The following is a 19905-nucleotide window of genomic DNA, read 5'->3' on the forward strand; positions in this document are numbered from 1 at the left end:
GGGAGCGCGCGGGCCGGCCGGTCGGGCGACGGCCGGACGTCGGTGGTCCCGTCGCCTCCCGCGCCGTGCCCCGTGCGGGGCACGCCCGGACGGCGGCCGTGCCGGGGTGAATGCCCGGCCACGCTGCGGGAATGCGGGAGGTGCGGCGGGCGTTGTCGATGCCGGACCAGCCGTGCGGCCCGATTGCCGGGCCGGCGTCCGCCCATGGCACACTGGTCAATCGGCCACCGGTTCCGGTTCACGCCCGAGCCCGTCGCACGCCGCGACGGACACCGACGGCGACCCGGCGACCACCCACGAGAGGACCGAGGCGAGATGAAGTCCAACATCCACCCGGAGTACGTGACCACCGAGGTCAGCTGCTCCTGCGGCAACACGTTCACCACCCGCAGCACCGCCAAGGGCGGCTCGATCCACGTCGAGACCTGCAGCGCCTGCCACCCGTTCTACACCGGCAAGCAGCGCGTCCTGGACACCGCGGGCCGGGTGGCGAAGTTCCAGCAGAAGTACGCCAAGGTTCAGGCCAAGAAGGCCAAGTAGCTCCTCGTTCGGCGCCCGCGTCCGGTCTCGTGCCGGACGCGGGCGCCGTCCGTATTCCCCCTGGTCCCGCCCTCGTCGTCGAAGGAGCCTCCCCCGCATGAGCAGCGAGCGTCTGGCCGCCCTCCTCGACGAGTACGCCGAGCTGGAGAAGCGGCTGGCGGACCCGGCCATCCACGCCGACCAGGGCACCGCCCGCCGGGTCGGCCGCCGGTACGCCGAGCTGGTGCCGCTGCACAAGGCGGCCGGTGAGCTGGAGCAGGCCCGCGCCGACCTCGCCGCCGCCCGCGAGCTGGTCGCCGAGGACGCGTCCTTCGCCGCCGAGGCGGAGTCGATCGCGGCGAGCCTGCCGGGGCTGGAGGAGCGGCTAGCGGAGTTGCTGATCCCACGCGACCCGCACGACGCCAAGGACGTGATCGTCGAGATCAAGGCGGGCGAGGGCGGCGAGGAGTCCGCCCTGTTCGCCGGCGATCTGCTGCGCATGTACACCCGCTACGCCGAGCGGCGCGGCTGGCTCACCGAGGTGATCGACGCCCAGGACTCGGACCTGGGCGGGGTGAAGGACGTCTCGCTGGCGATCAAGACCAAGGGCGTGCCCGAGGGCGGCAACGGCGTCTGGTCCCGGCTCAAGTGGGAGGGCGGCGTGCACCGGGTGCAGCGCGTACCCGTCACCGAGTCGCAGGGCCGCATCCACACCAGCGCCGCCGGCGTGCTGGTGCTGCCGGAGGCCGAGGACGTCGACGTCACCATCGACCCGAACGACCTGCGCATCGACGTGTTCCGCTCCTCCGGCCCGGGCGGGCAGTCGGTGAACACGACCGACTCGGCGGTGCGGATCACGCACGTCCCGACCGGCATCGTGGTCTCCTGCCAGAACGAGAAGTCCCAGTTGCAGAACCGGGAGCAGGCGATGCGGATCCTGCGCGCCCGGCTGCTGGCGGCGGCCCAGGAGCAGGCCGACGCGGCCGCCTCGGACGCCCGCAAGGCGCAGGTGCGCACCGTGGACCGCTCCGAGCGCATCCGCACGTACAACTTCCCGCAGAACCGGATCACCGACCACCGGATCGGCTACACCGCGTACAACCTGGACCTGGCGCTCGCGGGCGACCTGGACGGGGTGCTCGACGCCCTGGCCGAGGCCGACCGCGCCGCCCGCCTGGCCGGCGACACGGAGCTGACCCGCCGCTGACCACGCCACCGGCGCGCGGTCAGGAGGCGCGGGGGCGGGCCTTCGCCGCCAGCATCGCGCGGTCGGCCGCCTCGAACGCGGTGCCGAGGGCGTCGCGCAGGCCCGGCCCGGTGGCGCCCACCTCGGCGAAGCCGACGCTGACGCCGACCGGGGTGCCGGGCACCAGCGACTCCCAGTCCTCCGTGCGTACCGCGGCGTCGATGCGGCGGCCCACCTCGGCCGCCTCGGCCATCCCGGCGCCGGGCAGCACCACCACGAACTCGTCCCCGCCGTAGCGGGCCACGAAGTCGCCCCGGCGCATCACCCGGTTGATCACCCCGGCGATGCGCTGGAGCACCAGGTCGCCCGAGTGGTGCCCGTGCCGGGTGTTGACGGCCTTGAAGCCGTCCAGGTCGCAGACGCCGATCACCACCCGGTCGCCGTGGGAGACCACGGTGGCGATGTAGCGCTCCAGCCGCCGCCGGTTGGGCAGCCCGGTCAGCGGGTCGGTCAACGCCTCGCCCTCGAAGCGGGCCGCCTCGCGGCGCATCTCCTCGTGGTCGATGCGGGCGGCGATGCCGTCGATGTAGACGTCCCGGAGCCGGTCGTTGCGCTGGGCGGCCAGCCGGAACGCCAGCCGGTCGGCCCGGTGCGCCCCGGCGTGGTCGCCGGCGCGGGCGAGGGCGATGCTGCGCAGCCGGGCCGGCTCGGCCGCGCCCAACGTCTCGGTGGAGACCTGGACGGTGTCCAGCCGGGTGACGGCCTCGATCGGCCGCCCCTCGGCGACGGCCAGGCAGACCTGGCCGAGCTGGCGCATGTCACGGGCGCGGGCGCTGTCGCCGCCGTGGCCGAGCAGCCGGGCCGGGGCGGCATCCGTGTCGGCGTCCAACCGGTCGCCGAGGGCCGCCCGCCGGGCGGCGGCGTAGCCGTACGCGGCCAGGCTGCTCGGGCGCAGCTTCCCGGCCCGACCGCTGCGCAGGAACCGGTCGAGGTCGGCCGCGACGTCGCGCAGCACCCGCAGGCAGCCGTCGCTGTCGCCGTTGTGGTCGAGGGCCACGGCGTTGCGCAGCCGGATGCCGGGGGCGGCGAAGGTCTCCTCGGGGATCTTGGCGGCGCCGCCGAGCTGCCGGGCCCGTTCGATGGCGCCGAGGGCGTAGCCGTGGAAGCTGAGGTACGAGTAGGCCATCGCCAGGTCGTGCCAGCCCCACGCGGTGTCCCGGTCGGGGTCCGCCACGGCGCCCAGCGCCCGCGCCGCCTTCACGAGGTGGGTGACGCAGCGGTCCGGCGCGCCCTGGTGGTGCGCGGCGAGGGCGGCCAGCGCGTTGAGGTGCCCGAGCAGGTAGGGCTCGGCGAGGTCGCGGACGGCGGTGGAGGCCTCCTCGACGGCCCGGGTGTACTCCGCCGTGCGCCCCAGGTTGATCACCGCGGAGAGGCGCTGCACCAGGGCGTCGGCCCGCGCGTACGGGTCGGTGGTGGTGGTGATGACCCGGTCGAGGATCGCGTACGCCTCGGCGGAGCGGCTGGACTCCTGGAGGGTCCGCGCCCGCGTCAGGGCGTCAACCTGGTCGGTGACCCGGTCGAGCCAACCCACCGCGACCTCCTGTCGGTGTGCGTCCGGACGCATCCGCTCGTGATGTCCAGCGCGACGCCCCATGATTATCTCGTGACCACCGTGCCGCAACACCCGTCCGAAGGGACGAGACGGCAGCGCCCTTCCGTGGCGTTGGCCCGGGCGTCCCGCGCCCTCGCCGACGCCGGGATCGCCTCGGCGCGGGCCGAGGCGGAGCAGCTGGCCGCGTACGTGCTCGGGGTGCCCCGGGGGCGCCTGGCGCTGGCCGACGACCTCACCGCCGACCAGCTCGACCGGTTCGACGAGCTGGTCGCGCGGCGGGCCGGGCGGGAGCCGTTGCAGCACCTCACGGGCAGCGCCGGCTTCCGGCACCTGGAGCTGGCCGTCGGGCCGGGCGTCTTCGTGCCCCGGCCGGAGACCGAGCTGCTCGCCGGGTGGGGGATCGCGCAGGGCCGGCGCCTCGGCGCCGGGCTGGTGGTGGACCTGTGCAGCGGCTCGGGGGCGATCGCCCTCTCGGTCGCCCAGGAGCTGCCGGCGGCCCGGGTGGTGGCGGTGGAACGGTCGACGGCGGCGCTGCCCTGGCTGCGGCGCAACGCGGCGGCCCGGGCGGCCGCCGGGGACCGGCCGATCGAGGTGGTGGCGGCGGACGTCACCGCCGCCGACCTGCTCGCCGACCTGGTGGGCCGGGTCGACGTGCTGCTGTGCAACCCGCCGTACGTGCCGTCGGACGTCGCCGTACCCCCGGAGGTGGGCCGGCACGACCCGGCGAGCGCGGTCTTCGGCGGCGCGGACGGCCTGGCGGTGATCCGTCCGGTGATCGCCCGGGCGGCGGCGCTGCTGCGCCCGGGCGGGGTGCTCGGCGTGGAGCACGACGACACGCACGGCACGGCGGTGCCCGACCTGCTCGCGGCGGACGGCCGGTTCGAGGCGGTCGCCGGCCACCCGGACCTGACCGGGCGGCCCCGCTTCGCGACCGCGTCCCGCCGGGCGGACGGCCAGCACGCCGCCGCCGGGGCGACGTGGCAGACTGACTCCTCGTGATGCTCTACGACTGCCGGTCGCCCGCCGACCGGGACCGCGGCATCGCCGCTGCCATCGAGGCGGTCAAGAACGGCGAGCTGGTCGTCCTGCCGACCGACACGGTCTACGGGATCGGCGCGGACGCGTTCACCCCGTACGCGGTCAAGGCCCTGCTGGACGCCAAGGGCGGCCGTCAGGTGCCGCCGCCCGTGCTGATCGGCTCCCGGCACACCCTCGACGGCCTGGTCTATTCGCTGCCCCAGGCGGCCCGGGACCTCGTCGAGGCGTTCTGGCCGGGGGCGTTGACCATCATCGTGGCGCACTCGCCCAGCCTGCGCTGGGATCTCGGCGACTCCTCGGGGACGGTGGCGGTGCGGATGCCGCTGCACCCGGTGGCGCTGGAGGTGCTGCGCGAGACCGGCCCGATGGCGGTCGCCTCGGCCAACAAGACCGGCCAGCCGGCGGCCCTCACCGCCGAGGAGGCCCGCGACCAGCTCGCCTACTCGGTGCGGGCCTACCTGGAGGCCGGGCCCTGCCCGGACCCGGTGCCGAGCACGATCGTCGACCTCACCGGCGAGGTGCCGCAGGTGCTGCGGCAGGGCGCCGTCCCGATCGAGAAGCTCCGCGACGTGGTGCCCGACATCCTCGCCGGCCAGGGGGTCTGAGTGCCTCCGTTCACCGTGCTGCACGTGTGCATGGGCAACATCTGCCGGTCGCCGATGGCCGAGCGGCTGCTGGCCCTCGCCGTGCGGGAACGGCTGGCCCGCCGCGAGGTCGATCCGGAGCGCGCCGACGAGCTGCTGCACAGCCACAGCGCCGGCACCGGCGGCTGGCACGCCGGCGAGGAGATGAACCCGCCGGCGTCGCGCCAGGTGACCGCCCGGGGCGGCAGCGTCGCCGGCTTCGCCGCGCGCAAGCTGCGGTCCGACCACATCGACGCCGCCGACCTCGTCCTCACGGCCACCGCCGACCAGCAGGACTACGTGGTGGCGCTGCGCCCCGACGCCGCGTCCCGCACGTTCGTGCTGGGCGAGTTCGGCCGGCTGCTCGCCGGGGTGGACGCCGCCGGGCTGCCGGCGGCCGAGGCGACCCCCGACGGGGTGTACGCGCGGGGCGTGGCCCTGGTGTCGGCCGCGCACGCCGCCCGCCTGGGCGCCACGGCGCTGCCCACCGACGATCTCGACGATCCGTGGGGTCGCGGCGACCAGTGCTTCAGCCGGGTCGCCGACGAGATCGAGGAGACCGTCCACCCCCTCGCGGCCGCGCTCCTGCCGTAACCCGCCCGAGGTACCCCCGCGCGTGAGTTTCCTGCGGGTTTGGGGGAAAGGCGCGGTCGAGAGGGTCATTCGGGTCATTCTGGGTGGGTCCTGACCGGCTCCTGCGGGGAGAGCTGATGACCCGGGCACGCCTCGACAAACTGTTCACCGTGCTGATCGCCGGCGTGCTGGCCGGGCTGGCGCTCGCGGTGGCGGCCCTCCCGGCCGCGCTGGTCTTCGGGATCGGGTTCTCGGCGCTCGCCGCGCCGTACTCGGAGCTGCCGAACACGCTGCGCACGCCGCCCACGCCCCAGCGCTCCAACCTCTACGCCAACGACGGCACCACCCTGATCACCTCCTTCTACCAGGAGGACCGGGTGGACGTGCCGCTGGCCGAGGTGGCGCCGGTGATGCGGCAGGCGATCATCGCCGCCGAGGACACCCGGTTCCACGAGCACCGCGGCGTCGACCTGCGCGGCGTGGTGCGGGCCTTCGCGGTCAACCAGCGCGACGGCACGACGAGGCAGGGCGCGTCCACGCTGACCATGCAGTACGTCCGCAACGTGCTCAGCAACGACCCCCGGCTCAGCGAGCGGCAACGCGCCGCCGCCAGCGAGCTGACCACCGCCCGCAAGATCCAGGAGATGCGGTACGCGTTGGCCCTGGAACGGGAGCTGTCCAAGGACGAGATCCTCACCCGCTACCTCAACATCGCCTACTTCGGCGCGGGCGCGTACGGGGTGGCCGCCGCGAGCCGGCGCTACTTCTCCAAGCCGCCGGCGGAGCTGACCCTGGCCGAGGCGGCGCTGCTGGCGGGCCTGGTCCGCTCCCCGCACACCGACGACCCGATCAACGGCGACGCGGACGCGGCACTCGCCCGCCGGGCGTACGTGCTCGACCGGCTGGTGGAGTCCGGGCAGGTGCCGGCCGAGGCGGCGGCCCTGGCCGAGGCCGAGCAGTTGAAGCTACGGCCCAGCCAGACGCCGAACGACTGCACGGCGGTGCCGGCCGAGCACAACGACTGGGGCTTCTTCTGCGACTGGTTCACCCGCTGGTGGAACGCGCAGCCGGCGTTCGGCGCGACGGTCGACGAGCGGCAGCTCACGCTGCGCCGGGGCGGCTTCTCCATCGTCTCCTCGCTCGACCCGGCGGTGCAGCGCGCCACCACCGAGCAGGTCCGCCGGATCTATCCGGTGGACGACCGCCGGGCGGCGCCGACGGCGGTGGTCCAGCCCGGCACGGGCCGGGTGCTCGCGATGGCGGTGAACCGGAACTACGGCGTGACCGCCAACCCGGCCGGGCAGAAGAACCACCCGAACACGGTCAACCAGCTGGTCGCCGGGGGCGGGGCGATCGAGGGCTACCAGGCCGGCTCCACGTTCAAGCTCTTCACGATGCTGGCCGCGCTGGAGGCCGGGCTGCCGCTGAGCACGGAGTTCGACGCGCCGGCGCGGATCGTGACGGACTACTCGGTGACCGAGGCGACGGCGAGCTGCGACGGATACTGGTGCCCGCGCAACGCCAGCGCCTCGATGGACGGCCGGCACACCATGTGGACCGCCTTCGGCGAGTCGGTCAACACGTACTTCGCCTGGCTGACCGAGCGGGTCGGCGCGGACCGGGTGGTGGAGATGGCCGAGCGGCTCGGCATCGTCTTCCGCTCCGAGGACGACGCGCGGCTGGCCCGCCACGGGGCGCGCGAATGGGGACCGTTCACCCTCGGCGTCTCCGCCACCACCCCGCTCGACCTGGCCGGCGCGTACGCGGCGGTGGCGGCCGAGGGCTCGTGGTGCGCGCCGCTGCCGGTCGTCTCGATCGCCGACGCCGCCGGCCGGCCGGTGGCCGCCGCGCAGCCGAACTGCCGCCAGGCGGTCGACGTGGACGTGGCCCGGGCGGCGGCCGACGCGGCCCGCTGCCCGGTCGGCGACCAGTCGATGTACCGGGAGTGCGACCGCGGCACCGCCGAGGGGCTGCACCGGCAGCTCGGCCGGCCGGTGGCGGGCAAGACGGGCAGCTCGGACGGGTACGCGACGGAGACCGTGGTCGCCTTCACCCCGCAGCTCGCGGTCGCCTCGATCGCCGCCAACCCCGACGACCCGGGCGACGCGGTCGGCCAGCGGGTGCAGAGGCAGCTGGTCGAGGCGGTGGGGGAGGTGCTCTCCTTCGCGCTGCGCGACGAGCCGGTGCGCGACTTCGTGCCGCCCAGCGAGGCGACCGCCTTCCAGCTCACCGGCGCCCGCGCCGGCAACTGAGCCCGCCCGCCCGCGCAGCCGTGCCCGCCCCGGCGGGTGCGGCTGCCGAACCGGGCGCCCCGGCGGGCGGCCCAGATCCGGCGCGGGGGCGCCCTCAGCGGCGCAGGAAGGCGGCGGGCCGGTGGGCCTCCTGCTCCGCCTGGCGGGCGATGTTGCGGGCCATCCCGCCGAAGACCACCGCGTGGAAGGGCGCGACGGATCCCCAGTAGGCGTGCCCGGGCAGCCCGCGCGGCAGGAACACGGCCCGCTGCTGGTAGCGGCTGCCGCCGTCGTCGCCGGGGAGCACGCGCATCTCCAGCCAGGCCCGGCCCGGCAGCCGCATCTCGGCGCGCAGCCGCAGCAGCTCGCCGGGCACGATCTCCTCCACCCGCCAGAAGTCCAGCGCCTCGCCGACCTGGAGGCGGTGCGGGTCGCGCCGGCCACGGCGCAGCCCCACGCCGCCGATCAGCCGGTCCAGCCAGCCCCGGACCGTCCAGGCCAGCGGGAACGAGTACCAGCCGTGCTCGCCGCCGACGCCCTCGATGACCCGCCACAGGTCCTCCGGCGGCGCGTGCACCGCCCGTTCGCGGACGTCGGTGTAGGCGGTGCCGCCGGACCACTCGGGGTCGCTGGGCAGCGGCTCGGCCGGCGCGTCGGGCCCGCTCGCGGTCGACCAGCGGGTCTCCACCTCGCCGTCGCGCACCTTCGACAGGGCCAGCGCGACCGCCTGGTCGAAGCTGGTCAGCCCCTCGGGCGGGTCCGGCACGTACCGCGCGATGTCGTGCTCGTGGGCGACGGCCTCGTGGACCAGGCTCTCCACCAACGGCCGGGCGATGGCGTTCGGCACCGGGGTGATGAGCCCGACCCAGTGCGAGGAGAGCGACGGCGTCAGCGGTCGCACCGGCACGATGACGCGCCGGCGCAGCCCGGCCACCCGCGCGTACCGCTGCATCATGTCCTGGAAGGTGAGGATGTCCGGCCCGCCGATGTCGAAGGCGCGGTTGACCTCCGGCGGCAGCTCGGCGCAGCCGGCCAGGTAGCGCAGCACGTCGCGGACGGCGATCGGCTGGATCCGGTTGCGGACCCAGCGCGGGGTGACCATGGCCGGCAGCCGCTCGGTCAGGTAGCGCAGCATCTCGAACGAGGCCGACCCCGAGCCGATGATCACCGCGGCCCGCAGCACGGCCGTCGGCACCCCGCTGTCGAGCAGGATCCGCCCCACCTCGGCCCGCGAGCGCAGGTGCGCCGACGGGACCTCCCGGTCCGCCGCCGGCTCCGGCCCGCCCAGGTAGACGATCCGGCGTACGCCCGCGGCGCGCGCGGCCTCGGCGAACCGGGTGGCGGCCTCGCGGTCGGCGGCCTCGAAGCCGGCCTGGCCGAGCGAGTGCACCAGGTAGTACGCGACGTCCACGCCCGCGAACGCGGCGGGCAGCGTCTCCGGCCTGCGCAGGTCGCCCTCGACGATCTCCGTCCGTACCGCCCACGGCACGTCCCGCAGCCGTCCCGCCTTGCGGGCCAGGCACCGCACCGTGTGCCCCTCGGCCAGCAGTCGGGGCGCCAGGCGCCCGCCGATGTAACCCGTCGCTCCCGTGACCAGGCATCTCACGGTCTCCAGTGTGCGGCCCAATAGACTCTGGCGCTGTGGCTACTGAGACGAGCACCTTCTGGGGGCCGGACTTCGACCAGCTCCGCACGACCGACCCGGAGATCGCCGGGGTGGTGCTCGGCGAGCTGGACCGGCTCCGGGGCGGCCTGCAACTGATCGCCAGCGAGAACCTCACCTCGCCGGCCGTGCTGGCCGCGCTCGGCTCCACCCTGACCAACAAGTACGCCGAGGGCTACCCGGGCCGGCGCTACTACGGCGGCTGCGCCGAGGTCGACCGGGCCGAGGAGATCGGCATCGCGCGGGCGAAGGAGCTCTTCGGCGCCGAGCACGCCAACCTCCAGCCGCACTCCGGGGCGAGCGCCAACCTGGCCGCGTACGGGGCGCTGGTCCAGCCGGGGGACACGGTGCTCGCCATGGACCTGCCGCACGGCGGCCACCTGACCCACGGCAGCCGGGTGAACTTCTCCGGCAAGTGGTTCCACACCGTCGGCTACACCGTCCGGCCGGACACCGAGTTGATCGACTACGACGAGGTGCGGGACCTCGCCCGGGCCCACCGTCCCAAGATGATCATCTGTGGCGCGACGGCGTACCCGCGCCTGATCGACTTCGCGCGGTTCCGCGAGATCGCCGACGAGGTCGGGGCGTACCTGATGGTCGACGCCGCGCACTTCATCGGGCTGGTCGCCGGGCAGGCCGTACCGTCGCCGGTGCCGCACGCCGACGTCGTCTGCGCCACCACGCACAAGGTGCTGCGCGGGCCGCGCGGCGGCATGATCCTGTGCCGGGAGTCGCTGGCCCAGCGCATCGACAAGGCGGTCTTCCCGTTCACCCAGGGCGGCCCGCTGATGCACGCGGTGGCCGCGAAGGCGGTCGCGCTGCGCGAGGCCGCCCAGCCCGAGTTCCGGGCCTACGCCGAGCGGGTGGTGGCCAACGCCCGGGCGCTGGCCGCCGGGCTGGCCGACGAGGGGATGCGCCCGGTCTCCGGGGGCACCGACACCCACCTCGCCCTGGTGGACCTGCGCGAGGTCGGGGTCACCGGCGCCGACGCCGAGGCGCGCTGCGACGCCGCCACCATCACCCTGAACAAGAACGCGATCCCGTACGACCCGCAGAAGCCGATGGTCGCCTCGGGTATCCGGGTGGGCACCCCGAGCGTCACCACCCAGGGCATGCGCGAGCCGGAGATGCGCCAGGTCGCCTCGCTGATCGCCCGCGCCGTACGCACCGATCCCGCCGCCCCGGGCGGCGCCGACACCCTCGCCGGGATCGCCGGCGAGGTCGCCGGGCTGGTCGCCGCCTTCCCGGCGTACCCCCGATGAGCGAGCCGCGCGCGGGCGAGCCCGGCGCCATCCGGGCCCGGCTGCCGCACCTGCGCCTGCCGCTGCTGGCCTGCGGGGTGCTCGCGCTGGTCGCGGTGCCGACCGCGGCGGTGCTGCGCGGCGGCACCGGCGCGGCCGGCGTGGCCGCCGGGATCGCGCTGGTCGTCGTCAGCTACCTGGTCTCCGGCGTCTCGGTGGCCTGGGCCGACGCCGTCAATCCACGGATGATCATGTCGGTGGGGCTGGTCACCTACGCCACCAAGATCGTGGTGCTCGGGGTGGCGATGGCCGCCGTGGCGGCCACCGGCTGGCCCGGCCTGCCGGACATGGGGGTGGCGATCATCGCGGCCGTGGTGGTCTGGACCGGCGCCCATCTCACCTGGGCCATGCGCTCGCCGCTGCCCACATTCGAGCGACGCGGTGAGTGAGCGTTCTGTCGGATCTGCGTCCGGCATTTCGGGCTGCCGCCGCGGGCCGCACGGGAGTAACCTGACCAACGACTTTCGCGCCCGCACCACGGCCCGCACGCTGTCCGCAGTGTGGGGGGTGCCGCACACTCCCGCGCGTGCCTGCTGATATTGTTCGCCACGTCATGGCCGAAGACCCACACCCCCGCAGGTCCGACGACCCTTCGTCGGAAGGCGCGGCAGGGGCCGTTCTGGGCTACCTACTCGCCGGCATCGTGGTGTGGGGCTTCCTCGGGTGGTTGGCGGAGCGACTTCTCGATCTGCGAACCGGCGTCGGGGTCGCCCTCGGCATGATCTTCGGCGCGGCCGGAGCGATTTACCTGATCATGAAGAGGCTCAGTGCTTGAGTGCCAGCACGCCCGGGTCTGTCGAGTGCGGAGGATGACACGGTGAGTGGACAGCTCGTCGCCGCCGAGGGGCTTCCCTGGCCCCCCAGCGTCGGAGATTTCTACCCGCCGGACGTGGCTGGCCCCTGGGTCACCAAGTTCGGGATCATGATCTGGCTCGCGGTCGCGCTGCTGATCGTCTTCTTCATGCTCGCCTACCGGAAGCCCAAGCTGGTCCCCGGCAAGGCCCAGTGGTACGCGGAGTCGGTCTACGGCCTGGTCCGGGACAACATCGCCCGTGAGCAGATGGGCAACGCGGGCATCCGCTTCGCGCCCTACTTCACGGTGCTGTTCAGCTTCATCGTGCTGACCAACCTCTTCGCCATCGTGCCCGGTCTGCAGATCTCGCCGAACTCGCACATCGCGTTCCCCATCGTGCTCGCGGCGATCTCCTACGTGATGTACCTCTACATCGGCGCCCGTAAGCACGGCCTCGGCAAGTACCTCAAGATGAGCCTGATCATCCCGAACGTGCCGTGGCCCATGCACATCCTGCTGATCCCGATCGAGTTCATGCAGACGTTCATCGTCCGGCCCGTCACGCTGGCGCTGCGGCTCTTCGCCAACCTGTTCGCCGGCCACCTGCTGCTGCTGGTCTTCACCATCGGCGGCTTCGTGATGCTCAACTCGAGCAGCCTTTTCGTCCAGGTGACCTCGATCTTCTCCTTCCTGATGGCGATCGTGATGGCCTTCTTCGAGGTGCTGGTCGCCGTGCTGCAGGCCTACGTCTTCGTCACGCTGAGCGCGAACTACATCGGAAGTTCGCTCGCCGACGAGCACTGATCGGGCTCGGCGGGCCACCCGGCCCGACCAAGCTTCTGGTACCGACCCGCGTACGCGTGAGACCTCACGCGTCGAACAGGAGGAATACCCGCAATGACTGTTCTTGCCGAGATCGGCGGTAGCGTCAACACCATCGGCTACGGCCTCGCCGCCATCGGCCCCGGTATCGGTGTCGCCCTGGTCTTCGCGGCCTACATCCAGTCGAGCGCGCGCCAGCCGGAGTCCGCCGGCTACAACCGCACCTGGCTGATCCTGGGCTTCGCCCTGGTCGAGGCGCTCGCGCTCTTCGGCCTGGTGCTCGCCTTCGCCGTCGGCGGCTGACGAGAGCTTTCTCCCGACCCGGAGGTCTGACATGTTCATCGCCGCAGAAGGTGTGGAGCACAACCCGATCCTGCCCATCTGGCAGGAGATGGTCGTCGGGACCATCGCCTTCGCCCTGCTCTGCTTCGTCCTGCTGAAGTTCGTCATGCCCCGCATGGAGGCGATGTACCAGGCGCGGGTCGACGCCATCGAGGGCGGGCTCAAGCGGGCCGAGGCCGCTCAGGCCGAGGCCAACCAGGTGCTCGAGCAGTACCGGGCCCAGCTCGCCGAGGTGCGTACCGAGGCAGCGCGGATCCGGGACGACGCCCGGGCCGACGCCGAGGGCATCCGCCAGGACATCCTCGCCAAGGCGCGGGAGGAGTCCGACCGGATCATCGCCGCCGGCAAGGAGCAGCTCGCCGCCGAGCGGGCCACCATCGTGCGCGAGCTGCGCACGGAGGTCGGCACGATCGCGGTCGACCTGGCCAGCAAGATCGTCGGGGAGTCCCTCGCCGACGAGGCGCGTCGCAAGGGCACCGTCGACCGGTTCCTGAGCAACCTCGAGAGCGCGGGGGCCCGCTGATGCAGGCCGCCAGCCGGGAGTCGTACAAGGTCGCGGCCGAGCGCCTCGACGCGTACGTCCGCGGTGCGGAGCCGTCGGCGGTGGCCACCACCGCCGACGCCATCCTCTCCGTCGCCGACCTGCTGCGGCGCGAGCCGCGGCTGCGCCGGGCGCTCTCCGACCCGGCCCGCAGCGGTGCCGACCGTGCCGGGTTGCTCGGCGAGCTGCTGCGCGGCAAGGTCGACGCCGAGGCGCTGGACCTGATCGCCTCGCTGGTAGCCGGCCGTTGGTCGGCGCCCTCGGAGCTGCTCGACGCCGCCGAGCGGTTGGGCGTCGACGCTCTCCTGGCCGGCGCCGACTCCGCGGGCGAACTGGGCGAGGTCGAGGACGAGCTGTTCCGCTTCGGGCAGGTCGTCGCCGGTTCGCCGGAGCTGTCCAGCACGCTCTCCGACTCGACCGTCCCGGCCGTCCGGCGGGCCACGCTGGTCGACCAGCTGCTCGCCGGCAAGGCCCGGCCGATCACCGGCTACCTCGTCGGGGTCGCGCTCGCCGGTTTCGGTGGACGCAACCTCTCCGGTGCGCTCAGCCGGCTGGTCGAGCTGGCCGCCGAGCGGCGGGACCGGCAGGTGGCGTACGTGACCGCCGCGGCCCCGTTGAGTGAGGAGGAGGAGCGCCGGTTGGGTGCCAGTCTCTCCGCGATATACGGTCGAGAGGTTTCCGTCAAGCAGACGGTGGACCCCTCGGTTCTCGGTGGCGTCAGTGTGCGGGTCGGCTCCGACCTGTACGACGGCACCGTCCTGCGCCGCCTCAACGAGAGCCGTAACGCGCTCGCGAAGCGCTGAGGCGGCAGCGCCGCCCAGTGCCTGTGACATAGACGCCATTCGGACCGGTCGGTACTAGGTATCCCGGGCCCCTGATACTTAAGGAAGCAGAGGATGGCCGAGCTGACCATCTCGACGGAGGAGATCCGCGGCGCCCTGGAGCGCTACGTCTCCTCCTACTCGTCCGAACTCTCCCGCGAGGAGGTCGGCACCGTCGCCGACACCGGCGACGGCATCGCCCACGTCGAGGGTCTTCCCTCGACCATGACCAACGAGCTCCTGGAGTTCGAGGACGGCACCCTGGGTGTGGCGCTGAACCTCGACGTCCGGGAGATCGGTGTCGTCGTTCTCGGTGACTCCGCCAAGCTCGAAGAGGGCCAGCGCGTCAAGCGCACCGGCCGGGTGCTCTCCGTGCCGGTCGGCGACGCCTTCCTCGGCCGCGTGGTCAACGCGCTCGGCCAGCCGATCGACGGGCTCGGCGACATCGCCAACGAGGGCTTCCGCGAGCTGGAGCTCCAGGCCCCGAACGTGATGTCCCGGCAGTCCGTCGACGAGCCGCTGCAGACCGGTCTCAAGGCCGTCGACGCCATGACCCCGATCGGCCGCGGCCAGCGTCAGCTGATCATCGGCGACCGGAAGACCGGCAAGACCACCGTCGCGCTGGACACCATCCTCAACCAGCGGGACAACTGGCGCTCCGGCGACCCGAAGAAGCAGGTCCGCTGCATCTACGTCGCCATCGGCCAGAAGGCCTCCACGATCGCCTCGATCAAGGGCGTCCTGGAGGAGGCGGGCGCGATGGAGTACACCACCATCGTCGCCTCCCCGGCCTCCGACCCGGCCGGCTTCAAGTACCTCGCCCCCTACACCGGCTCGTCGATCGGGCAGCACTGGATGTACGGCGGCAAGCACGTCCTCATCGTCTTCGACGACCTGAGCAAGCAGGCCGAGGCGTACCGCGCCGTGTCCCTGCTGCTGCGTCGCCCGCCGGGCCGCGAGGCGTACCCGGGTGACGTCTTCTACCTGCACTCCCGCCTGCTGGAGCGCTGCGCGAAGCTCTCCGACGAGCTGGGCGGCGGCTCGATGACCGGCCTGCCGATCATCGAGACGAAGGCCAACGACATCTCGGCCTTCATCCCGACCAACGTCATCTCCATCACCGACGGCCAGATCTTCCTGGAGACCGACCTGTTCAACCAGGGCGTCCGGCCGGCCATCAACGTCGGCACCTCGGTCTCCCGGGTCGGTGGCGCCGCACAGGTGAAGCCGATGAAGAAGGTCGCCGGTTCGCTGCGGCTCAACCTGGCCCAGTTCCGCGAGCTGGAGGCGTTCGCCGCCTTCGCCTCCGACCTGGACAAGACCTCCCGCGCCCAGCTGGACCGCGGCGCCCGCCTGGTCGAGCTGCTCAAGCAGGCGAACTACTCGCCCTTCCCGGTGCAGGAGCAGGTCGTCTCGGTCTGGGCCGGCACCGAGGGCAAGCTCGACGACATCCCGGTCGGGGAGATCCGCCGCTTCGAGTCGGAGTTCCTCCAGTACCTGCGCCACAAGCACGAGGGCGTGCTGGCCGCCATCGCCGACCACCAGTGGAACGACGACATCATCGGCTCGCTCGACTCCGCCATCGCCGACTTCAAGCAGGTCTTCCTCGGCAAGGAGGACGAGCGGCGGATCAACGAGGCCCCGGCCTCGCCGCTGGAGGGCGACGAGAACCGCGAGACGGTGACCCGCTACCGGGACGGCGCGGGCGACCGCCCGGCCGAGAACCAGTAAGGGCTGATCCATGGCGGCCCAGGTACGCGTTCTTCGTCAACGGATCCGCTCGGCGAAGGGGATGAAGAAGATCACCAAGGCGATGGAGCTCGTGGCGACGAGCCGGATCGCCAAGGCCCAGGCCCGGGTGGAGGCGTCCCTGCCGTACGCCCAGGCCGTCACCGGTGTGCTCACGGCGCTGGCGTCCAACGCGCAGATCGACCACCCGCTGCTCACCCCGCGTCCGCAGGTGCGGCGGGCGGGCGTCCTGCTGGTCACCTCCGACCGTGGCCTCGCCGGTGGTTACAGCTCCAACGCCATCAAGATGGCCGAGTCGCTGATCGCCCGGCTGCGGGCCGACGGCAAGGAGCCGGTGCTCTACGTCATCGGGCGCAAGGGCGTCGGGTTCTTCCGGTTCCGCGACCGGCCGATCGAGGCGAACTGGACCGGGTTCTCGGAGCAGCCGACCTTCGCCGACGCCCGCGCGGTGGGCGAGACGCTGATCAAGGCGTTCACCGCCGGCGCGGACGACGTCGACGGCGGCGCCGGGGCGGACGGGGTGCTCGGCATCGACGAGCTGCACATCGTCTACACCGAGTTCCACTCCCTGATGACCCAGACCCCGGTCGCCAAGGTCATCGGCCCCATGCAGGTGGAGGACCGGCCGCGCGCCGAGGGTGCGCTGCCGGCCTACGAGTTCGAGCCGGACGCGGAGGCGCTGCTCGACGCGCTGCTGCCGAAGTACATCAACACGCGGATCTACGCGGCGTTGCTGGAGTCGGCGGCGAGCGAGTCGGCGGCCCGTCGGCGGGCGATGAAGAGCGCCACCGACAACGCCGAAGAGATGATCGAGAAGTACACGCGTGAGATGAACTCGGCCCGCCAGGCCGGGATCACCCAGGAGATCAGCGAGATCGTCGGCGGCGCGAACGCGCTGGCCGCGTCGGGAAGTGAAGTGTGATGACTGCCCCTGTAGAGACCAAGACGGCCACGGGTCGCGTGGTCCGGGTCATCGGCCCGGTCGTCGACGCCGAGTTCCCGCGCGACGCCATGCCGGCCCTGTTCAACGCCCTGCACGTGGACGTGACGCTCTCGGGCGGCGAGAAGACGCTGACCCTGGAGGTCGCCCAGCACCTGGGTGACAACATGGTCCGCGCCATCTCGATGCAGCCGACCGACGGCCTGGTCCGCGGCACCGAGGTGCGCGACACCGGTTCGCCGATCACCGTTCCGGTGGGCGACACGGTCAAGGGCCACGTGTTCAACGCGATCGGCGAGTGCCTCAACCTGACCGAGGGCGAGACGCTCCAGCCCGACGACCACTGGGGCATCCACCGCAAGGCCCCGGCCTTCGCGGACCTGGAGCCGAAGACCGAGATGCTGGAGACCGGCATCAAGGTCATCGACCTGCTCGCCCCGTACGTCAAGGGTGGCAAGATCGGCCTGTTCGGCGGTGCCGGCGTCGGCAAGACGGTGCTCATCCAGGAGATGATCACCCGTGTCGCCCGGAACTTCGGTGGTACCTCGGTCTTCGCCGGCGTGGGTGAGCGCACCCGCGAGGGCAACGACCTCATCGCCGAGATGACCGAGTCCGGCGTCATCGACAAGACCGCGCTGGTCTACGGCCAGATGGACGAGCCGCCGGGCACCCGGCTGCGGGTCGCCCTCTCCGCGCTGACCATGGCGGAGTACTTCCGCGACGTCAAGAAGCAGGAGGTGCTGCTCTTCATCGACAACATCTTCCGCTTCACCCAGGCTGGTTCGGAGGTCTCCACCCTGCTCGGCCGCATGCCGAGCGCGGTGGGTTACCAGCCGACCCTGGCCGACGAGATGGGCGAGCTCCAGGAGCGGATCACCTCCGTCCGGGGCCAGGCCATCACCTCGATGCAGGCGATCTACGTGCCGGCGGACGACTACACCGACCCCGCCCCGGCCACCACGTTCGCCCACCTCGACGCGACCACCAACCTGGAGCGGTCGATCTCCGACAAGGGCATCTACCCGGCCGTGGACCCGCTGGCGTCCTCGTCCCGGATCCTCGCCCCGGAGTTCGTCGGCGCCGAGCACTTCGCGGTGGCGACCGAGGTGAAGCGGATCCTGCAGAAGTACAAGGACCTGCAGGACATCATCGCCATCCTCGGTATCGAGGAGCTCTCCGAGGAAGACAAGATCACCGTGCAGCGCGCGCGGCGTATCGAGCGCTTCCTGTCGCAGAACACCTACGCGGCGGAGCAGTTCACCGGCGTGCCGGGCTCGACGGTCCCGATCCAGGAGACCATCGAGGCCTTCAAGAAGATCAGCGAGGGCGAGTACGACCACTTCCCCGAGCAGGCCTTCTTCATGTGCGGTGGCCTGGAGGACCTGGAGCGCAAGGCTGCGGAGCTGATGAAGGGCTGACCTGTCGGTCCTGAGGAAAGGCCGCCCCGGCAACGCCGGGGCGGCCTTTCGTTCATCTTCGGGCCCTATCATCACCGTTGCCCGGTTCCGCGTGCTCGGCGATCATGTCGCACGCGAGGTACCGTCGATCCGCCCACTCACCGCGTGGGCGTCGGTCCGCAACGAATCGGCTGCATGCGCCCGTCTCCTGATCGTGGGCGTGACGAACGGAGATGATCGTGGGTAAGGCCGACAAGGCCGGCGGCAAACCGTCCAGGTGGTCGGGGGTGCCGCGCTGGGCCCGGGTGTGCACCGTCTTCGGTGCCGTCCTGATGCTGCTCAGCGGCGCGGTGCTGGTCGGCGCCGAGGCGTTGATGGCCCGCTACGAGGGGGCCGTGGGCAAGGCCGACCTCTTCGGCGACCAGGCGGCCGGGGCGAAGGAGCGCAAGAGCGACATCAAGGGCCCGCTCAACATCCTGCTGGTGGGCATCGACCCGCGCAACCCGGAGATGCCGCCCCTGGCCGACTCGGTGATGGTGCTGCACGTGCCGGCCGAGATGGACCGCGCCTACCTCTTCTCGATGCCGCGCGACCTCCTCGTGGAGATCCCCGAGTTCAGCCGGGCGGAGTTCAGGGGCGGCACCGACAAGCTCAACGCCGCGATGTCGTACGGCAGCCGGGTGCCCGGCGGCAACCCGGACGCCGCGCGCGGCTTCGAGCTGCTGGCCACCACCGTGCAGAACGTCACCGGCATCAAGCGCTTCGACGCTGGCGCGATCATCAACTTCAACGGCTTCAAGAAGATCGTCGACGCGATGGGCGGCGTCGACATGTACATCGAACGCGAGGTGCGCTCCGAGCACCGCGAGCCGGACGGCAAGCACCGCAAGGGCAACCCCAACGGCGAGGGCTACGTCGGCCCGCAGGCGGTCTACAAGAAGGGCAACCAGCACCTCAACGGCTGGCAGGCGCTCGACTACGTCCGCCAGCGTTACCCGAAGAACGGTGTCCCCGACGGCGACTACGGTCGGCAGCGCCACCAGCAGCAGTTCGTCAAGGCCATGGCCGGTCAGGCGCTCAGCGCCGACGTGGTGACCAACCCGGTCAAGCTGGACCGGGTGCTGCGGGCGGCCGGGCAGTCGCTGATCTTCAGCGGCCGGGGCAACAGCGTGGTCGACTTCGGTTTGGCGCTCAAGGACATCCGCCCGGAGACGATCCAGATGATCAAGCTGCCGGGCGGCTCGGTCGTCGAGAACGGCAAGTACCAGGGCGAGAAGTTCCAGCCCGCCGTGGACGACTTCTTCGCCGCCCTGCAGAAGGGGCAGCTGGACGCGTTCCTGCTCGAGCACCCGGACTTCCAGAACAAGGCCAAGTAGCCGTGGCGCAGGTCTCGCCACCCGCGTTGGGGGCGGGTCGGCGGCACGACTAGACTTTTGACAATCCGCCGCCGCAGCAAGGAGACAGCGTGGCAAAGCAGCTTCACGTCGAGCTCGTAGCCGTCGAGGAGAAGGTCTGGTCCGGCGAGGCCGAGATGGTCGTCGCCCGCACGACCGAGGGCGAGCTGGGTGTGCTGGCGGGGCACGCGCCCCTGCTCGGCCAGCTTGCCGAGCCCGGCCAGGTGCGCATCAAGCTCCCCGGCGGTGAGCAGGTCTCCTACGAGGTGGCCGGCGGCTTCCTGTCGGTGACCGGTGAGGGCGTCACCGTCCTGGCCGAGAGCGCCACCCCGGTCTCCGCCGCGCAGAGCCACTGAG

The 19905-nt window shown here is 72.4% G+C and carries 20 protein-coding genes; 18 read left to right on the forward strand and 2 right to left on the reverse strand.

The features are described from left to right. Nucleotides 1-315: 315 nt before the first annotated feature. Nucleotides 316-540: a 50S ribosomal protein L31 gene (rpmE, locus tag GA0070610_RS03255; protein ID WP_088998650.1), complete on the forward strand. Its 225-nt coding sequence runs from the start codon at nucleotides 316-318 to the stop codon at nucleotides 538-540. Between the two features lie 97 nt (nucleotides 541-637). Next, on the forward strand, nucleotides 638-1726 hold the full coding sequence (gene prfA, locus GA0070610_RS03260) for a peptide chain release factor 1 (protein ID WP_088998651.1): 1089 nt from the start codon (nucleotides 638-640) through the stop codon (nucleotides 1724-1726). Between the two features lie 19 nt (nucleotides 1727-1745). Here prfA and GA0070610_RS03265 read toward each other — a convergent pair whose 3' ends face one another. Next, nucleotides 1746-3296 (reverse strand): GGDEF domain-containing protein, encoded by a 1551-nt coding sequence (locus GA0070610_RS03265; protein ID WP_089003234.1) that lies wholly within the window; start codon nucleotides 3294-3296, stop codon nucleotides 1746-1748. A gap of 42 nt (nucleotides 3297-3338) precedes the next feature. Here GA0070610_RS03265 and prmC point away from each other — a divergent pair, with 42 nt between their 5' ends. From prmC to GA0070610_RS03285, 4 genes are all read left to right on the forward strand, one after another. After that, nucleotides 3339-4316, forward strand: a complete 978-nt coding sequence (gene prmC / locus GA0070610_RS03270) for a peptide chain release factor N(5)-glutamine methyltransferase (RefSeq protein WP_088998652.1) — start codon at nucleotides 3339-3341, stop codon at nucleotides 4314-4316. Further along, nucleotides 4316-4960, forward strand: a complete 645-nt coding sequence (locus GA0070610_RS03275; RefSeq protein WP_089003235.1) for an L-threonylcarbamoyladenylate synthase — start codon at nucleotides 4316-4318, stop codon at nucleotides 4958-4960. The genes prmC and GA0070610_RS03275 overlap by 1 nt, the downstream gene beginning before the upstream one ends. Then, nucleotides 4961-5572 carry an arsenate reductase/protein-tyrosine-phosphatase family protein gene (locus GA0070610_RS03280; protein WP_088998653.1) on the forward strand — a complete coding sequence of 204 codons (612 nt, stop codon included), beginning with the start codon at nucleotides 4961-4963 and terminating at the stop codon, nucleotides 5570-5572. Nucleotides 5573-5688: 116 nt separating this feature from the next. Next, nucleotides 5689-7803 (forward strand): transglycosylase domain-containing protein, encoded by a 2115-nt coding sequence (locus GA0070610_RS03285; RefSeq protein ID WP_088998654.1) that lies wholly within the window; start codon nucleotides 5689-5691, stop codon nucleotides 7801-7803. Nucleotides 7804-7897: 94 nt separating this feature from the next. Here the strand turns inward: GA0070610_RS03285 and GA0070610_RS03290 are convergent, their stop codons facing one another. Further along, entirely contained in the window at nucleotides 7898-9388 is a 1491-nt protein-coding gene (locus GA0070610_RS03290) for an SDR family oxidoreductase (RefSeq protein WP_088998655.1), read from the reverse strand. A 35-nt stretch (nucleotides 9389-9423) separates the two neighbouring features. On the opposite strand from GA0070610_RS03290, the gene GA0070610_RS03295 reads away from it, so the two are divergent. From GA0070610_RS03295 to GA0070610_RS03350, 12 genes are all read left to right on the forward strand, one after another. Then, nucleotides 9424-10710 carry a serine hydroxymethyltransferase gene (locus GA0070610_RS03295; protein WP_172896369.1) on the forward strand — a complete coding sequence of 429 codons (1287 nt, stop codon included), beginning with the start codon at nucleotides 9424-9426 and terminating at the stop codon, nucleotides 10708-10710. Next, nucleotides 10707-11138 (forward strand): hypothetical protein, encoded by a 432-nt coding sequence (locus tag GA0070610_RS03300; RefSeq protein ID WP_088998657.1) that lies wholly within the window; start codon nucleotides 10707-10709, stop codon nucleotides 11136-11138. Before GA0070610_RS03295 ends, GA0070610_RS03300 begins: the two co-directional genes overlap by 4 nt. 164 nt (nucleotides 11139-11302) lie before the next feature. After that, nucleotides 11303-11524 carry a hypothetical protein gene (locus GA0070610_RS03305; RefSeq protein WP_088998658.1) on the forward strand — a complete coding sequence of 74 codons (222 nt, stop codon included), beginning with the start codon at nucleotides 11303-11305 and terminating at the stop codon, nucleotides 11522-11524. After that, nucleotides 11525-12346: a F0F1 ATP synthase subunit A gene (atpB, locus tag GA0070610_RS03310; protein WP_088998659.1), complete on the forward strand. Its 822-nt coding sequence runs from the start codon at nucleotides 11525-11527 to the stop codon at nucleotides 12344-12346. Nucleotides 12347-12439: 93 nt separating this feature from the next. Then, nucleotides 12440-12667 carry an ATP synthase F0 subunit C gene (gene atpE, locus GA0070610_RS03315; RefSeq protein WP_088998660.1) on the forward strand — a complete coding sequence of 76 codons (228 nt, stop codon included), beginning with the start codon at nucleotides 12440-12442 and terminating at the stop codon, nucleotides 12665-12667. A 31-nt stretch (nucleotides 12668-12698) separates the two neighbouring features. Then, complete coding sequence (locus GA0070610_RS03320) at nucleotides 12699-13229, forward strand: F0F1 ATP synthase subunit B (RefSeq protein WP_088998661.1); 531 nt, start codon at nucleotides 12699-12701, stop codon at nucleotides 13227-13229. After that, nucleotides 13229-14050 (forward strand): F0F1 ATP synthase subunit delta, encoded by an 822-nt coding sequence (locus tag GA0070610_RS03325; RefSeq protein WP_088998662.1) that lies wholly within the window; start codon nucleotides 13229-13231, stop codon nucleotides 14048-14050. Before GA0070610_RS03320 ends, GA0070610_RS03325 begins: the two co-directional genes overlap by 1 nt. A gap of 93 nt (nucleotides 14051-14143) precedes the next feature. Further along, on the forward strand, nucleotides 14144-15799 hold the full coding sequence (gene atpA / locus GA0070610_RS03330) for a F0F1 ATP synthase subunit alpha (protein WP_088998663.1): 1656 nt from the start codon (nucleotides 14144-14146) through the stop codon (nucleotides 15797-15799). Between the two features lie 10 nt (nucleotides 15800-15809). Further along, entirely contained in the window at nucleotides 15810-16739 is a 930-nt protein-coding gene (locus GA0070610_RS03335) for a F0F1 ATP synthase subunit gamma (protein WP_088998664.1), read from the forward strand. Then, on the forward strand, nucleotides 16739-18175 hold the full coding sequence (gene atpD / locus GA0070610_RS03340; protein WP_088998665.1) for a F0F1 ATP synthase subunit beta: 1437 nt from the start codon (nucleotides 16739-16741) through the stop codon (nucleotides 18173-18175). Before GA0070610_RS03335 ends, atpD begins: the two co-directional genes overlap by 1 nt. A 212-nt stretch (nucleotides 18176-18387) precedes the next feature. Next, nucleotides 18388-19530, forward strand: a complete 1143-nt coding sequence (locus GA0070610_RS03345; protein ID WP_088998666.1) for an LCP family protein — start codon at nucleotides 18388-18390, stop codon at nucleotides 19528-19530. A gap of 89 nt (nucleotides 19531-19619) precedes the next feature. Further along, entirely contained in the window at nucleotides 19620-19904 is a 285-nt protein-coding gene (locus GA0070610_RS03350) for a F0F1 ATP synthase subunit epsilon (protein WP_088998667.1), read from the forward strand. The last annotated feature ends 1 nt before the right edge of the window (nucleotide 19905 follow it).

Origin of the sequence: Micromonospora echinofusca (assembly GCF_900091445.1) — a bacterium.
In the GTDB taxonomy this organism is placed as follows: domain Bacteria; phylum Actinomycetota; class Actinomycetes; order Mycobacteriales; family Micromonosporaceae; genus Micromonospora; species Micromonospora echinofusca.

What these genes read in the sequence shown, in the direction of transcription:
- GA0070610_RS03275 (WP_089003235.1), top strand. Translation starts at nt 4,316, where the DNA reads ATGCTCTACGACTGCCGGTCGCCCGCCGACCGGGACCGCGGCATCGCC.
- atpE (WP_088998660.1), top strand. Translation starts at nt 12,440, where the DNA reads ATGACTGTTCTTGCCGAGATCGGCGGTAGCGTCAACACCATCGGCTAC.
- GA0070610_RS03320 (WP_088998661.1), top strand. Translation starts at nt 12,699, where the DNA reads ATGTTCATCGCCGCAGAAGGTGTGGAGCACAACCCGATCCTGCCCATC.
- GA0070610_RS03345 (WP_088998666.1), top strand. Translation starts at nt 18,388, where the DNA reads ATGATCGTGGGTAAGGCCGACAAGGCCGGCGGCAAACCGTCCAGGTGG.
- prfA (WP_088998651.1), top strand. Translation starts at nt 638, where the DNA reads ATGAGCAGCGAGCGTCTGGCCGCCCTCCTCGACGAGTACGCCGAGCTG.
- rpmE (WP_088998650.1), top strand. Translation starts at nt 316, where the DNA reads ATGAAGTCCAACATCCACCCGGAGTACGTGACCACCGAGGTCAGCTGC.
- GA0070610_RS03325 (WP_088998662.1), top strand. Translation starts at nt 13,229, where the DNA reads ATGCAGGCCGCCAGCCGGGAGTCGTACAAGGTCGCGGCCGAGCGCCTC.
- atpA (WP_088998663.1), top strand. Translation starts at nt 14,144, where the DNA reads ATGGCCGAGCTGACCATCTCGACGGAGGAGATCCGCGGCGCCCTGGAG.
- GA0070610_RS03285 (WP_088998654.1), top strand. Translation starts at nt 5,689, where the DNA reads ATGACCCGGGCACGCCTCGACAAACTGTTCACCGTGCTGATCGCCGGC.
- prmC (WP_088998652.1), top strand. Translation starts at nt 3,339, where the DNA reads ATGTCCAGCGCGACGCCCCATGATTATCTCGTGACCACCGTGCCGCAA.
- atpD (WP_088998665.1), top strand. Translation starts at nt 16,739, where the DNA reads ATGACTGCCCCTGTAGAGACCAAGACGGCCACGGGTCGCGTGGTCCGG.
- GA0070610_RS03335 (WP_088998664.1), top strand. Translation starts at nt 15,810, where the DNA reads ATGGCGGCCCAGGTACGCGTTCTTCGTCAACGGATCCGCTCGGCGAAG.
- GA0070610_RS03300 (WP_088998657.1), top strand. Translation starts at nt 10,707, where the DNA reads ATGAGCGAGCCGCGCGCGGGCGAGCCCGGCGCCATCCGGGCCCGGCTG.
- GA0070610_RS03305 (WP_088998658.1), top strand. Translation starts at nt 11,303, where the DNA reads ATGGCCGAAGACCCACACCCCCGCAGGTCCGACGACCCTTCGTCGGAA.